This window comes from Campylobacter concisus (genome assembly GCF_002912895.1).
Classification (GTDB): domain Bacteria; phylum Campylobacterota; class Campylobacteria; order Campylobacterales; family Campylobacteraceae; genus Campylobacter_A; species Campylobacter_A concisus_G.
Window position 1 is genome coordinate 1 of sequence record NZ_POZX01000008.1, and the last position, 1711, is coordinate 1711.

Genomic DNA, 1711 nt, shown 5'->3' on the forward strand with positions numbered 1-1711 from the left:
GGTTAAAGTTGCTGCTGTTAGCTCTGCATTGCTTTCAGCTCCTGCTCTTTTCGCTGGAGATGCTCCAGTAGTACCAACTACGCCGTTAAAAGCTGACTATGCTTTATTTGACTACGTATTTGCTGGCGTCATCGCTGTTACTTTCGTCTTTATGATTGCTGGCAGAGTTAAGTCTTTCATCAAGTAATTTTAGGGGCTTCTTGCCCCTTTAAAGGTGCATAATAATGAAAGAAAATGCTATATATATCCCTAGTTTAAATATCTGCGTTAAAGATTTTTATATAAAAGATAAAACAATATTTCTTGAAAATTTTGATAGTAGCGTTTCTATTTCTTATGATTCTATTTCTAATTTTCAAACTAATTATATTTTTAATACTGAAACTAATATTTGCTACATACAAAAAAATGATTTAATTTCAAACTTAGGTATATACGAACATCAATTTAATTTTTTAATGGGTCTTTCTGCGATACTTATAGCATTTTCTTTCCTTATTGGCTTAATCATAGTCGGAGCTACACGATGATTGAAGTATTTAACAACGATGTATTTAACTATTTTATAAACGTTTTTTCTCTCTTTTTCGTTCCTATTTTTATTTACGTTATAGCTCTTTCTTTTGTCAAATAGGTTTTAAATTTTAAAGGCGCTCGATACTAAATTTTAAACTTCATTTTTTCCTGAAAAAATGAAGCGACAACCGAAGGGCGTCAGTAATTTATATGAATAAAAATTTATTTAAGGATTTTATATGAAATTTCTAGTTAGATCTTTCATTTTCTTATCTCTTTTATGTTCTTTTGCTTTTTCTGGAGCTTGTGATGGTGGCTTATGTTCGGTTATTCGTGATAAAGACTTTGATAGCAGTTTTAAGCCTATCGATGGCAAATTTTTAAAAGGTAATAATTATTATGGCATTAGATCGCCAGAAACTGGCTATTACTATATCTATTCTTTTACAATTACTCAAGAAGCTTATTATTTCTTAGGCTCAAAAACTCCTGGTTTTTATGGTGGGTTTAGCTATGGTCGGGTTTATATAGGTGGCGAGCGTAGGACTGGCCGCTTTGGCCAACGTCGTGGTGGTGGTATTTTTGATTATTTTGTTCCTTCTGATAATCCTAAAGATCCAGTTTTTGATTATTATGATTTTACTGTTTTTGTTTCACATGATGTTGCAAGATGTAAGCTAGATCAAGAATTTAACACTGATACTATGCAGTGCGTTGATTCTTGTCCAGTTGGCCAGACTTGGGACGTTGAAAAAAATGCTTGTGTTGATCCTTGCCCTGCTGATCAAATTTTCAATAAAGAAACTGGTAAATGTGAGCCTAAACTTAAACGTCCTGATTGGTGTCCTTCTCCTATGATCTACAATGAAAGAAAGGTAGAGCTTCTTTTAAGAGATACAACTGTTGAAGAGTGTCTTCCTGATCCTAACATTGATAGGGATAAGTGTAAATCATTTGGCATGGTTTATCATGATTGTGCTGATCTTTATGGTCTTGAATTAACTGCTTGTATGAGTTTCCCTGAAGGTTGTTATACAACTTCTACCCTTCATAAACTTGAAGCCGAACAACAGCTCGAAAGTGATCTTTTTCTTATGGGCGGATTTATGATCCCCTTGCCTATTAATGCTATAAAAAATGGTCTTAATTCTTTATCTAATTTTTTTAGAGGTTTGTTTGCGAGTGGCTCTAAGGA

Annotated in this window: 3 protein-coding genes; all 3 read left to right on the forward strand. The window is 33.3% G+C overall.

Going from position 1 to position 1711, the window contains the following annotated elements; all coding sequences use genetic code 11:
- Nucleotides 1-187, forward strand: a 187-nt coding sequence (locus tag CYP51_RS00510) for a phosphonate transporter (RefSeq protein WP_103623961.1), incomplete at its 5' end; no start/stop codon positions are given.
- Between the two features lie 37 nt (nt 188-224).
- Nucleotides 225-530 carry a hypothetical protein gene (locus CYP51_RS00515; protein WP_103623962.1) on the forward strand — a complete coding sequence of 102 codons (306 nt, stop codon included), beginning with the start codon at nt 225-227 and terminating at the stop codon, nt 528-530.
- Nucleotides 531-755: 225 nt separating this feature from the next.
- Nucleotides 756-1711 (forward strand): hypothetical protein (locus CYP51_RS00520; protein ID WP_180997717.1); only part of this gene is annotated, 956 nt, incomplete at its 3' end.

Bases quoted from the DNA above. Each gene is read 5' to 3' on its own strand.
- CYP51_RS00515 (WP_103623962.1), top strand. From the start codon at position 225: ATGAAAGAAAATGCTATATATATCCCTAGTTTAAATATCTGCGTTAAA.